The 12,388-nt window shown below is 52.0% G+C and carries 14 protein-coding genes; 13 read left to right on the plus strand and 1 reads right to left on the minus strand.

What is annotated here, in order from left to right:
* Positions 1-81: 81 nt before the first annotated feature.
* From EDM57_RS07400 to EDM57_RS07440, 9 genes are all read left to right on the plus strand, one after another.
* A complete protein-coding gene (locus EDM57_RS07400) occupies positions 82-939 on the plus strand; it encodes an NAD(+)/NADH kinase (protein ID WP_122904117.1) in 858 nt (285 codons plus the stop codon).
* A 5-nt stretch (positions 940-944) separates the two neighbouring features.
* Positions 945-1,394, plus strand: a complete 450-nt coding sequence (ahrC, locus tag EDM57_RS07405; protein ID WP_122904118.1) for a transcriptional regulator AhrC/ArgR — start codon at positions 945-947, stop codon at positions 1,392-1,394.
* A 15-nt stretch (positions 1,395-1,409) separates the two neighbouring features.
* The gene (gene recN, locus EDM57_RS07410; RefSeq protein ID WP_122904119.1) at positions 1,410-3,134 is read left to right on the plus strand and encodes a DNA repair protein RecN; all 1,725 of its coding nucleotides are present in this window, start codon (positions 1,410-1,412) and stop codon (positions 3,132-3,134) included.
* Positions 3,135-3,297: 163 nt separating this feature from the next.
* Entirely contained in the window at positions 3,298-4,632 is a 1,335-nt protein-coding gene (spoIVB, locus tag EDM57_RS07415) for a SpoIVB peptidase (protein WP_122904120.1), read from the plus strand.
* Between the two features lie 353 nt (positions 4,633-4,985).
* On the plus strand, positions 4,986-5,777 hold the full coding sequence (gene spo0A, locus EDM57_RS07420) for a sporulation transcription factor Spo0A (protein WP_122904121.1): 792 nt from the start codon (positions 4,986-4,988) through the stop codon (positions 5,775-5,777).
* Positions 5,778-6,034: 257 nt separating this feature from the next.
* Positions 6,035-6,424, plus strand: a complete 390-nt coding sequence (locus EDM57_RS07425) for a hypothetical protein (protein WP_122904122.1) — start codon at positions 6,035-6,037, stop codon at positions 6,422-6,424.
* Between the two features lie 115 nt (positions 6,425-6,539).
* Entirely contained in the window at positions 6,540-7,523 is a 984-nt protein-coding gene (locus tag EDM57_RS07430; RefSeq protein WP_122904123.1) for an NERD domain-containing protein, read from the plus strand.
* A gap of 109 nt (positions 7,524-7,632) precedes the next feature.
* Positions 7,633-8,211, plus strand: a complete 579-nt coding sequence (locus EDM57_RS07435; RefSeq protein ID WP_122904124.1) for a beta-class carbonic anhydrase — start codon at positions 7,633-7,635, stop codon at positions 8,209-8,211.
* On the plus strand, positions 8,198-9,070 hold the full coding sequence (locus EDM57_RS07440; protein WP_246005763.1) for a metallophosphoesterase: 873 nt from the start codon (positions 8,198-8,200) through the stop codon (positions 9,068-9,070). The genes EDM57_RS07435 and EDM57_RS07440 overlap by 14 nt, the downstream gene beginning before the upstream one ends.
* Here the strand turns inward: EDM57_RS07440 and EDM57_RS07445 are convergent.
* On the minus strand, positions 9,064-9,930 hold the full coding sequence (locus EDM57_RS07445; protein WP_122904125.1) for a LysR family transcriptional regulator: 867 nt from the start codon (positions 9,928-9,930) through the stop codon (positions 9,064-9,066). The genes EDM57_RS07440 and EDM57_RS07445 overlap by 7 nt on opposite strands.
* A 98-nt stretch (positions 9,931-10,028) precedes the next feature.
* Between EDM57_RS07445 and EDM57_RS07450 the strand changes: the two genes are divergently transcribed.
* The 4 genes from EDM57_RS07450 (at position 10,029) to EDM57_RS07465 (ending at position 12,283) form a co-directional block, all read left to right on the plus strand.
* Positions 10,029-10,832 (plus strand): class I SAM-dependent methyltransferase, encoded by an 804-nt coding sequence (locus EDM57_RS07450; RefSeq protein ID WP_122904126.1) that lies wholly within the window; start codon positions 10,029-10,031, stop codon positions 10,830-10,832.
* Positions 10,816-11,190: a VOC family protein gene (locus tag EDM57_RS07455; RefSeq protein WP_122904127.1), complete on the plus strand. Its 375-nt coding sequence runs from the start codon at positions 10,816-10,818 to the stop codon at positions 11,188-11,190. The genes EDM57_RS07450 and EDM57_RS07455 overlap by 17 nt, the downstream gene beginning before the upstream one ends.
* Before the next feature lies 1 nt (position 11,191).
* Positions 11,192-11,968 carry a class I SAM-dependent methyltransferase gene (locus tag EDM57_RS07460; protein WP_122904128.1) on the plus strand — a complete coding sequence of 259 codons (777 nt, stop codon included), beginning with the start codon at positions 11,192-11,194 and terminating at the stop codon, positions 11,966-11,968.
* A 138-nt stretch (positions 11,969-12,106) separates the two neighbouring features.
* Positions 12,107-12,283, plus strand: coding sequence for a DUF2759 family protein (locus EDM57_RS07465; protein WP_122904129.1), 177 nt, complete (start codon positions 12,107-12,109; stop codon positions 12,281-12,283).
* Positions 12,284-12,388 lie beyond the last annotated feature (105 nt).

Raw genomic sequence — 12,388 nt, forward strand, 5'->3', positions numbered from 1 at the left:
GCAAACGAGGCTTTTTATTTATGCATGAAAAGTTGTATACTTGTATAAGGATTTCCAACCAACCAGTTTGGGGTGGACCATGTGAAGAAGATAGGAATTATTGCAAACAAAGGAAAGCCTGAGGCACGGATTGTGGCGCGGGAGCTTGTCTACCTGTTGGAAGCACGGGGAGCGCATGTCTTTCTGGAGGAAACAATTGCCCTGGATCTGGGACGCGCGGAACTTGGCGCTTCCATCGGGGAAATCGGCCGCCACGCTGATCTGGTATGCGTGCTCGGCGGCGACGGCACGCTGCTCAGCATCGCCCGCAAGCTCGCCGGACAATCCATCCCCATTTTCGGGATCAATCTGGGCACGCTCGGCTTTTTGTCAGAGGCCGAACCGGAGCACTTGCCTCACGCCGTAGATAATCTGCTTTCCGGAAAGTACAATATCGAGGAGCGCACCATGCTGGAAGCGTCATTAGTCCGCAAAGGCAGCACGCTCGGTACATATACCGCGATGAATGACATCGGCATCGCCAAAGGCTCGTTCTGCCGGATCATTCAATGCGCCGTTTACGCGGATGATGAATATGTAGCTACCTTCAACGGAGACGGGGTCATCGTATCGAGTCCGACCGGATCAACCGCCTACTCGCTGTCGGCAGGCGGACCGATTGTGGCGCCGAATGTGGATATGCTATTACTGACTCCGGTGGCGCCGCACTCGCTGACGGCGCGGCCGATGGTGTTGTCGGGCAATCAGACGATTCGCGTAGAGGTCGATGCCATCCACCAGGAGATGGGATTGTCCATCGACGGCCAGTTCGGTTATCGGCTGGAGGGCGGCGATCAAATCTACGTCAAAAAGTCTCCGTACGTCACGCCGCTCATCAAGTGGAAAAAGGGCAGCTTTTTTGAAGCAATTCGCACGAAACTACAAGGGGAATGGGAGTAATCCATATGAACAAGGGGCAACGACATATCCGTATTCGGGAGATCATCAGCAATCAAGAGGTGGAAACCCAGGATGAACTGGTGGAGCGTCTGCGCGCCGCAGGATTTAATGTTACGCAGGCGACCGTATCCCGAGACATCAAGGAATTGCATCTGGTCAAGGTGCCACTCCCTGATGGGCGATATAAATATTCCATGCCTGTTGAACAAAAATTCAATCCACTACAAAAGCTCAAACGGATGCTGGTCGACTCGTTTGTCAGCATCGACCAGGCCGACCACTTCATCGTGTTGAAAACACTTTCCGGCCACGCCAATGCTGTAGCGGAGCTGATCGACAACCTGCCTTGGGAAGAGATCATGGGGACGATCAGCGGGGACAACACGATCCTGATTATTTGCCGCTCCAAGGAAAATACAGCAGAAGTTACCAAGCGTTTTATGGAAATGCTGTAGAGGTGGGCGCAACAGATGCTAGTGGAACTCTCTATCCGTAATTTTGCCATTATCAAATCGGTCACAGTCTCCTTTCAGCGAGGTTTGAATATCCTCACGGGGGAAACGGGTGCCGGTAAATCGATCATCATCGACGCCCTTGGGCTGCTTCTGGGCGGACGCGCTTCCGCAGATTTTGTCCGCTATGGCGAACAGCGCGCAGAGGTGGAAGGGCTGTTCGAATTGCCCCCTGGTCATCCTGCGCTTGCGGTGTGTGCCAATGTGGGGGTACAGGTCGAGCAGGATGGCATGCTCGTCGTCCGGCGCGACATTTCCAACCAGGGCAAAAGCATTATCCGTCTGAACGGGCAGATGGTGACGCTTGCCATGCTGCGCGAGCTGGGGCCGTGGCTGGTCACCGTACATGGACAGCACGACACGCATATGCTGATGCAGGCGGACAAGCATATCAACTGGCTGGACGCCTACGGAGAAGCTGCGCTTGGTGCGGCAAAAGAAGAGTACGGCAAGCTGTACGCTGCGTACCGGAAAACGAAGCAGGACCTCGAACGGATGGCCAAAAACGAGCGTGAGCTGGTACAGCGCATCGACCTTTTGCAATACCAGCTGGACGAAATCGAAGCGGCGGCGCTCTCGCCAGGCGAGGACGAGAAGCTGATGCAGCAGCGCAAAAAGTGGATGAACATTGAGAAGGTTTACGCGGCCGTTCAGGATGCGTACCACTCGCTGCACGGCGATCAAAAAGGCATGGACTGGCTCGGACATGCGATGAGCGAGCTGGAGCGCGGTGTTGCGTACGAGGAGCAGTTGGCTCCGCTTCTGGAGACGGTGCAGACGGCGTATTACCAGATGGAAGACGTCGTGCATAAGCTGCGTCAGCTCTCCTACCACCTCGACTTTGAGCCGGAGCAGCTCGCAGAAGTCGAGCGCAGGCTCGATCAAATCCAGTCGTTGAAGCGCAAGTACGGAAAAAGCGTGGATGACATTCTGGAATACGCCGCCACGATTTCCGACGAGTTGGACGAGATGCACCATTACGAGGATCGGCTGCAACAGGTGGAAAAGCGGCTGCAGGAGCTGGCGGCAGACTTGGCTGTGGAGGCGCTGGAGCTGTCCGTCATTCGCCAGGAGTGTGCGACAAAGCTCGCCCGCGAGATCGAGCAGCAGCTAAAAGAGCTGCATATGGAGCGGGCTCGCTTCGCCATTGACGTGCGCCAGACCCCTGACGAGGATGGGGTAGAAATCGAAGGAATCAAGCGGCTCGTTGATGCTAACGGCATGGACCAGATCGAGTTTTTGATTTCCCCGAACCCGGGCGAGCCATTGCGTCCGCTTGCCAGAATCGCTTCCGGCGGGGAGCTGTCGCGGGTGATGCTTGCAATCAAGACGATTCTCGCCGGAACCGACCAGGTGGAAACGCTGATTTTTGACGAGGTCGATACCGGGGTGAGCGGAAGAGCGGCGCAGGCCATTGCTGAAAAGCTGGCCCGCGTCGCCCAGAAGCGGCAAGTTTTGTGCATTACGCACTTGCCGCAAGTGGCGTCCATGGCCGATGCGCATTTTCTCATTAAAAAGGAAATGAGCGAGCACGAGACAAAAACCGTCGTGACCAGTCTCTCCGAGGAAGAGCGGGTAAAAGAACTCGCCCGCATGCTCAGCGGAGCCGAAGTAACGGCGAAAACAGAAGAACACGCGCGCGAGATGATTATCCTCGGCCGCGAAAGAAAGGCTGTCAACTGACTACGGTTGGCAGTCTTTTTTTGCCGCAAAAAAGTTTGCAATGACGCTGGCAGGTGAGGGATTTTCCTGACATAATCCGCTTGGCTGGAGGCAACATTAAAAGTACACAAGGTGGAGGTGTCTCTTTGTAGGTGTAGGTAGGGAACGGTAGGAGTGATTGCTGGTGATCCGACAAAACAAAAGAAAATGGATGGGAAGTCTCCTTCTCCTCATCACGGCGCTTGTCGTGAGTTCCACCCCGTTTCGCGATCTGTCCTCCTTTCCCCGTGAATTGCGTTTGATGGAAGGGTCCCTTGAGCAGTTACGGGTCTCCGTGCCGGTGATGGGCACGCTAATCAATAGCAATCCTGACATTTTGCACGTCAACGGGACAGAAGCGCGTGAAGTATCCGTTGATTTGAGTCAGCCGATGTCGGTAGAACCGCGCAAGGCTGGCGAAGCCGAATTGCAAGTAAAATGGCGAAACATTCCGCTGACGGCTGTCAAGGTAAATGTGCTGCCGGACCTGCGCCTGTACCCTGGCGGGCAATCAATCGGGGTCAAGCTGCAAACGGCGGGTGTTCTCGTTGTCGGTCATCACCTCGTGGACAATGGCAAAAGCAAGGCTTCCCCGGGCGAACAGGCCGGCATTCACGTTGGTGACATGATTGTCAAAATGAACGATCTGTACATCAATGACATGAATGATGTGAAGAAGCTGGTTAACGAAGCCGGAAAAAAGAATAGTCCGCTGCAGCTGCTCGTCGTGCGCGGGAAAGAGAAGCTGAATCTGACGCTTCATCCCGTCAAGGACCAAAAAGACGGGGAATACCGGATGGGACTGTACATTCGCGATTCCGCCGCTGGCGTGGGCACCCTGACCTTTTTCGATCCCCACTCAAAAGCGTACGGCGCGCTGGGACACGTCATTTCCGATGTTGATACGGGCCAGGCCATCGTGGTAGGAGATGGCCAGATCGTCCAGGCCAGTGTGACCTCGATTGAAAAAGGCCAGAGCGGCAATCCGGGAGAAAAATTCGCCCGCTTTTACAACGAAAGCGAAGTGCTGGGAAACATCACCAAAAACACACCGTTTGGCATCTTCGGCAAAATGAAAGAAGAGCCGAAGCGCAGCTACTACCGTGAGCCGCTACCCGTAGCGCTCGCCGAGCAGGTCGTGGAAGGCCCGGCGAAAATCCTTACCGTCGTCGAAGGACAAAAGGTGGAGGAATTCGATATTGAGATCGCCAACGTCATCAAGCAGCATTTTCCCGCGACAAAGGGAATGATTATCAAAGTGACGGACAAACGCCTTCTGGAAAAGACTGGCGGCATCGTCCAGGGAATGAGCGGGAGCCCCATCATTCAAAACGGAAAGATTGTCGGCGCCGTCACCCATGTGTTTGTCAACGACCCGACATCGGGCTATGGCTGCTACATTGAATGGATGCTGCAGGACGCTGGCGTGCAGGTGCGCAGTACGCCACAGCCGAATGCCAAAGCCGGGCAGGTTGCCTGAATACGAAGAGACGAGCCGTCACGCAGCCGAAGCGAGGCGGCTTTTTTCCATGTCGTGTTGTGCACATACAAGCTTGGATGCGTCTTCATGAGCATAACCTTCCACAGGACCAACCTCGGCTTACATGGGAAAATGATGGAGGCTTTTGACGAAATGAACGAAAGATATGGAAATTCTTTGTCGAAATATCAGTAAAATCATTCAATCTTTCGTCATTGGCAGGAAAGAATTTGGCTTTGTCGAATTATTTTTCTCAGAGAAAAAGATGGTATGGACTTCCCGGTTGTAGAAATGGAAACCTCAAGAACGCCACCTTCTTTCCAAAAGACCGTCCATTGTTAGGAGGAACGACTTTGAGCAAGATTGAAGTGTTGTTGGCAGATGATAACAGAGAGTTTGTGAGCCTGTTGGAAGAGTATATCAACAGCCAGTATGACATGAACGTCATCGGTGTAGCGTACAATGGCAATGAAGTTGTACGATTGCTGCAGGAACGGGTACCCGATGTACTGATTCTGGACATCATTATGCCTCACCTGGATGGACTCGCCGTCCTGGAACAGATCCAGGCCATGCGCCTTAGTCCCCAGCCCAAAATCATTATGCTGACGGCATTCGGACAGGAAGAGATTACGAAAAAAGCGGTGGAACTGGGAGCAGCCTACTACATTCTCAAGCCGTTTGACATGGAAATCCTTGCCCAGCGCATCCGGCAAATCATCACGACAAAACCAGCCTCTTCCTTTGTCACCAATACGGTCAAGCCGCAGTCGACCATGCAAGTGCGTGGTCGCAACCTGGACGCAAGCATCACCAGCATCATCCACGAGATCGGTGTGCCTGCCCACATCAAAGGCTATTTGTATTTGCGCGAAGCCATCACAATGGTCTACAACGACGTCGAACTGCTCGGCTCGATCACCAAAGTGCTGTACCCGGACATCGCCAAAAAGTTCAACACCACCGCAAGCCGCGTAGAGCGGGCCATCCGCCACGCCATCGAGGTCGCCTGGTCCCGCGGAAATCTCGATTCCATCTCCAGCCTGTTTGGATACACCATTTCCAATACGAAGGCAAAACCGACCAACTCTGAGTTCATCGCGATGGTCGCGGACAAGTTGCGGATTGAGGCGAAAATTAGTTGAGAGTAGGCAGGAAAAGGGGTTGTACTAATTTCGATAAGTGACAACCTCTCTTTTTACGCGATCCATAATTAATCGATTCCCTCATTGGATAGAAAAATGGGGGAATTTTTTTATGACCGAATAAATCGCAGGTTGCTCAAAGAGCAGCGAAAATGTACCCCCATCCAAAGGAGTGGAACACCTCGTAAAAATAAAAGAAAATTTGGATGCCTTGGATTTAGGTGGAGGCCTGCCACTGGGAACAGGAAAAGAGGAAAGTGTTCAAGAAACTGAACAAAAGTGAAGCCGAACTTGTCAATCATGTATACCTGAAACTTGATAATGGTTTCGTTTACAGAATTTCAAAAGGATCGAAGGCAATCTCACCAGACCCGGAGAAGGAGCAAATTACAACGATTGTTGCAAATATGGAACCTGTCACGCAAGAAGAGATCGAATCTGTATTTGGTGAAGAGTACGATTCGTTAACCATTGATAAAAATGTAACGTTAACCTACCGGTACAAAAAGTCAGACAAGAAAAATCTTTTACTCCTTTATGGGGAATCAGGAAAGCGACCATTTTACCTCGTCTTCCTTGCAGTACGAGCCTATACGGGAGAATTTGGACGGTCAAAAAGAATAAAAGGCAACAAGGAATACCAATAACCTGGATGCCGGGTTGCCAACACCAAGCTGGAAAGATGGTATAATATGACTATTCATGGATGGTAAATATTTCACCAAAATCCTGCATGCACTAAATTTTCAAGGGGAATGGCTTATGTCTTTCTTTAAACAATTATTCGGTCAAAAAAGGACAATAAAGAGTCCGATTTTCGTTAAGGAGTTTTCAAAGGACAATCGTCAACTCGCTGCTTTGCAAGAACTTTTGCAAAAAGTGGTAGATGGAGAAAAGAAGGATAACATAGAGCGAGATATAAAACTTTTGAAGTATGGCTTGGATGGCGAAAATAATGTTTATTTCGAGTTAAAAAATTCATTTTTACCAATTTTATGTCTGCATGACGTTCGAATCGCGTATAACGATTACGTTGCGCAGTTGGATTTCGTCGTCATTTCTCATAAATTCATCTGTTTGTTGGAAACAAAAAAATTAAGTGGAAATATTTCCATTGATCGAGAAGGAAACTTCGTGAGAATCATGAAAACGAAGGACGGCAAAGAATATAGGGAAGGATTTTATAGTCCTATTACGCAAACCATGAGGCATGTTGATATTATAAAACATAGTTTGTTAAACGAAATGAAGTTTGATAAATTGCCAATCTACTCGCTCGTCGTAATGGCAAATGCCAAAACGATCGTCAACAAATACAATTGTCCAGCCGAGATCGAAAATGTAATTATCAAGTACGATCAGATCAAGGCTACGCTGGAAAGGTTCTTGAATGACAGGACCAATACATATGATTTATCTGAAAAGCACATGTACGATCTTGCAAATAGGCTGGTTGCCTTGCACTCTCCGATTGAAATGGATTTGATGGCGAAGTACAGACTTTCGCTCGACGATTTTTCCAAAAAACCGGAGGAGCAGCTGCGTGAAGAATTGAAGGCGTATCGACTGCAGACTTCGAGAGCGGAGAAGATCAAGGCGTATTATATTTTCAACAACAATGAAATGGAGGACTTGATTGCAAAGTATCCGCGAACGGAAGAAGAGTTGTTAAACGTCAAAGGATTTGGAAAAGCCAAGGTAGAAAAATATGGGGGGCAAATACTGAGTATCTTCAATAATTCATGACTCCCATGCAAGCCCCCCACACCAAAGTGCTCCGCTCGCTTGAACGATGCCAATATGTATGTACAATAGAAAACATACTCCTAACAAAAAGCGAAGAAGGTGTTGCACCATGCGCAATCTGGATGAAATTCTCGCATTTAACCGTCAATTTGTAGCGAATCGCGAATATGAAAAATACAAAACAACCAAGTTTCCCGACAAGCGCCTGGTTGTTCTCTCCTGTATGGACACACGCCTGGAAGAGCTGTTGCCCAAGGCGATGAACATGCGCAACGGCGACATCAAGCACGTCAAAAGCGCCGGAGCCATCGTATCCCACCCTTTTGGCAGTATCATGCGCAGTATTCTCGTGGCGATTTATGAACTGAATGCCGAAGAAGTGATGGTCGTCGGCCATTACGACTGCGGGATGAGTGCGATCGACAGCAGACGGACCATGGTGAAGATGCAGGAAAAAGGCATTTCGGCCGAGACCTTTACCATTCTTCAGCACGCGGGGATCAATCTGAACAAATGGCTCCATGGTTTCGACTGCGTGGAGGAAAGTGTGCGGAAAAGTGTGGAGACGATCAAGAAGCATCCATTGTTGCCCTCTTACGTCGACGTTCACGGTCTGCTGATTGATCCCGAAACAGGACGCCTGGACGTCGTCGTAAACGGCTACGAGCGAACGGATGCAAGCGAATGATCCAAAGCTTGTCACAATCTCACGCCGGGCCTTTTTACGCCGTTCGATGAAGTGGGTGGGGGGATTGGTAGGGCTCGGCGTTGTGGCGTGTACGTACGGCTATGCATGGGAGCGCACCGCGCTGCAGATTGAGCGGGTGTCGCTTTCCCTGCCGCGACTTCCGAACAGCTTCGCCGACTGCAAGCTGGTACAGTTCAGCGACGTCCACCTGGGGCACTTTTTCAAACCAGAACAACTGCAAGGCGTTCTCGACCTGATTCAAAATGAGCAGCCGGATTTGATCTGTTTTACGGGCGATATTGTGGACCTGGAGACACAGTCGTTTTCCGCGGCGATTCCCATGCTGGCAAAGCTGGAAGCGCCGCTTGGAAAATTTGCAGTGCTCGGCAACCACGACTACCGGGCAGGCCAGCAGCATGCGATTCGCCAAGGCTGGGCTGCTGCTGGCTTTGCGGTGCTGGACAACCGCCATGTGGCGCTAGGAAAAAATGGCGACAGTCTGTACATCGCCGGAATCGACGATGCGCTAGTGGGCGTGCCTGATCTGCCAAAAGCGCTGGCCGGGATTCCCGAAGGGGCGAGCGTCATCCTGTTGGCGCACGAACCGGATTTTGCCGAGGAAGCCGCTCGCTATCCTGTCGATCTGCAATTGTCCGGGCACAGCCACGGCGGACAGGTGCGCCTGCCGCTTGTCGGGCACGTCCTGACGCCAAAGCTGGCGACGAAATACGTCAAAGGCTTGTACCACGCAGGCGACAGCCAAATGCCGGTGTACGTGAACAGGGGACTGGGGACGACGATTTTGCCTGTCCGGTTTTTGTGCAGACCCGAATTGACTGTCTTCACCTTGCATCAATAATGATCTTTGATCCACTGGACGAATTGCTGGAACGCGTCGTCCTCTTTTTTTTGCTGCAAATAGGCGATGAGCGTGGGACGCTGCAACGTGCCGGCTGCAATGTCGTGGGCGACCAGCCTGCCATCTGAAAGCTCGCGCAAGATCGTTCGCTCCGGCAGCATCGTGATGCCGAGCTGGCGCTCCACCATTTTTTTGACCGCGCTAAAGCTGTCCAGCTCCATGATGACGTTGGGAAACACGCCGTTTCGCGCGAGAAAACGATCGATGCGCTGGCGGTAGGGAGCGGTATGATTGCCGAACAAAATCATTTCCTGCGTCCCCCAGCCGGAAAAGCCCGGAAAGTGGCTGGCCCATGGATGCTCCGGCGACATGACGAGCAATATTCGGTCGCTCGGCAAAAATTCCTGGTGGATGTGCGGATGGTATATCTCACTGCCGAGAAAGGCAATATCGGCGGTGCCGGTTAGCAAGGCGCTGAGCGATTCCTCGTACAACGTCGAGCGGACGTAACAGGTAAAGCCGGGATTCGCCTGGCGATATTCGCCGATCAGGCGAGGCAGCTCATAGGCGACAAACGCTTTTCCGGCAACGATTGTCATGGATTTTACCTGTTCCTTTTGCTCCAGAAACGAACGCATCTGCTCGACGATGCTCGCTGCGACAGGCAGCAGGCGGCGTCCTTCACCCGTCAGGCTCACACCAGAGGCGGTCCGCACAAACAGAGGACTGCCGATTTGCCGCTCCAACTGCTTGAGTCGATGTGTCAGGGTAGATTGGGCGAGAAACAGCGCCTGCGCAGCACGGTTGATCGATCCGTGATGGGCGATGGTCAAAAAAATTTCCAGGCTCTCTTTGTCCACAAGAACCCCCTCCTATTCAAAAACTCGATAACTCGTTATCCGTATTCTATAACAACGGCAACAAAAATTGGCATAAAATACGAGCAGGAGGTGGTAGCATGGACAAAAATCTGGAGGTAAAGCGTGTCGTGCAGCAGCAATTCGGGAAAAACGCACAGGAGTACGTGCAGAGCAAGACGCACGCGCAAGGAACGGATTTGCCGCTGTTGGTGGAGTGGCTTTCGCCGCAAAAAAGCTGGAAGGTGCTCGACATCGCCACGGGAGGTGGACATGTTGCCCGTACATTGGCGCCGCTAGTTTCGCTTGTCGTCGCGACCGACCTGACGCGCCCCATGCTGGCGGCAGCAGCAGAGGCGAACCAAAAAGAGTCGAACATTTTGTATGTCCAGGCGGATGCAGAGGCACTGCCGTTTTTGTCCGAGTCGTTTGATCTGGTCACTTGCCGAATTGCGGCGCACCATTTTCCCGATCCTGCTGCGTTTGTCCGAGAGGCAAGCCGCGTGCTGCGTCCAGGCGGATGGTATCTGTTTATCGACAACGTAGCGCCCGAGGAAAAGCAGCTCGCCGACTTTGTGAATCTGGTAGAAAAGCGGCGCGACCCAAGCCATGTGCGCTGTCTGTCGGTGAGCGAGTGGAGAGAGCTGCACGCGGCCCATGATTTGCAGGAGCGCCAAGAGCGGCTGCGGAAAAAACAGTTTGCCTTTTTGCCGTGGGTACAGCGGACGTCGGAATCGCCGGAGCAGGAGCAGGCTGTCGAGCGGTTGCTGTTGGATGCGACCGACGAGCAGCAAGGCTATCTGGGCGTGAAAATCGAGCAGGGCAGAGTCGTGGCGCACCAGATCGATGAGTGGATGGTTATGTGCCAGAAAAAAGGAGGAAATGACGATGAACACAAAATTTGAATGGGTAGGACTGGATCACGTTCAATTGGCCGCACCGCCAGGAGCAGAGGAAGAGGCACGGCGCTTTTTCACGGGTTTGCTCGGCATGCCGGAAGTGCCCAAGCCGGAAAAGCTTCGGGCGCGCGGCGGCGCTTGGTTCCGCTGCGGCGCACAACTGATTCACCTCGGCATCGAACAGGGCTTCATCCCGGCGAAAAAAGCACATCCAGCCTTTGTCGTGCAAAATATCGAGGCGCTGATCGCGCATTTGCAAAAAGCGGGTGTACCGATTCGCATCGATGACGAAATCCCCGGGATCGTTCGTTTCTTTACGGAAGATCCGTTTGGAAACCGCCTGGAGTTTATGGAGGCGAAGTAGCATGAAAATGAATTTTCACGCCAACGAAAACGCAGAAAGCTACACCGGAAGAGAAGCGGACGACACATGGGCGCGCACCATGCTGTCTGTCGTCGATCCGCGAGGGAAGCGCGTGGTCGACATCGGCTGCGGAGGCGGTATCTACAGCAAGGCGTGGGCGAAGCTCGGAGCCGCCAGCGTAACCGGAGTCGATTTTTCCAGTGCGATGCTCAAAACAGCGCAGAAGCAATGCGCAGATGAGCCGCGTATCTCATTCGTGCAGGGCGACGCTTTACAAACCGGACTGCCTGACGCAAGCGCTGATATTGTCTTTGCCCGGGCGCTCATTCACCATCTCGAGGATCTGAACGGATTTTTTGCCGAAGGAAAACGGCTCCTTGCACCTGGCGGCATTTGTATCATCCAGGATCGAACAATCGACGACTGCGCTGTTCCCGCGTCAAAAACGCATCTGCGCGGCTATTTCTTCGAACAGTTTCCGCGGTTGCTGGCCGTCGAGGCCAAACGCAGGCCGGAAGACCGGACGGTTCAGGCAGCGATGCAGCAGGCAGGACTTGCGGACATCAGGCTGCTGTCGCTCTGGGAGGTCAGGCGCGTCTACGGAAACCTCGCTGAACTGGCAGATGATCTGCGCTCGCGGAAAGGGCGGTCTTTGCTCCACGAGCTTGCGGACGAAGAGCTGGAGCAGTTGGTGGACACCATTTGCCAAAAATTTTCCGGACAGGAAACGATCAGCGAGCAAGATCGCTGGAGCATATGGATAGGCAGGCACGTTTGAGGCACAATAAAAGAAAGCGTAAATGTGAATTTGTTTGTCACAAATTTGGATATGCTTGTCTCTTAATACACGAGGATATATAATAATATTGCCATTGTATTTTCGGTTAGCGTCATCATGGTGAAGGAGTTGTCGTACATGAAGATTGTTTTGTTTGATATTTTGATGTTCGTCTTCACGTTTTTCATCGCTTGGGGCTGTATTAATTCGTTCAAGGCAAAAAACAAGTTTGCGATCGGATTTGGCTTGATTGCGTTGCTGGTTTTCCTGTTTGCTGACGGTTTGATTATTTACTACATAACAAAGGGAGCCTAATTCACAAGGCGATCCGTCCGGCCGAAAAGAGGTTGTGCGATTTTTTGCACAGCCTCTTTTTTGCATGCTCCAAGGAAATTTTTAGCATACTATGCGTGGAGGTGG

The sequence above is a fragment of the Brevibacillus gelatini genome (assembly GCF_003710935.1).
Lineage (GTDB): Bacteria > Bacillota > Bacilli > Brevibacillales > Brevibacillaceae > Brevibacillus > Brevibacillus gelatini.